This is a genomic window from Streptomyces aureocirculatus, from assembly GCF_000720475.1.
GTDB lineage: Bacteria > Actinomycetota > Actinomycetes > Streptomycetales > Streptomycetaceae > Streptomyces > Streptomyces aureocirculatus.
In genome coordinates, this window is the sequence record NZ_JOAP01000190.1 from 1 (window position 1) to 267 (window position 267).

1 pseudogene is annotated in these 267 nt (G+C 68.2%); it reads left to right on the plus strand.

The features are described 5' to 3' along the window. Positions 1-267 (plus strand): annotated as a pseudogene (locus IG78_RS43695) (histidine kinase); the annotation flags it as partial.

Below are 267 nucleotides of genomic sequence, written 5' to 3' on the forward strand. Positions count from 1 at the left end.
GACGAGCTGGCGCACACGAACGTGCCGGGTTCGCGCAACGCCAAGCGCTGGCAGGACGTCGAGGAGCTGCTGGAGGCGGGCGTCGATGTCATATCGACGGTGAACATCCAGCATCTGGAGTCGCTGGGGGACGTGGTCGAGTCGATCACGGGGGTGCGGCAGCGTGAGACGGTGCCGGACGAGGTGGTGCGCCGGGCGGATCAGATCGAGCTGGTGGACATGTCGCCGCAGGCGCTGCGGCGGCGGATGGCGCACGGCAACATCTAC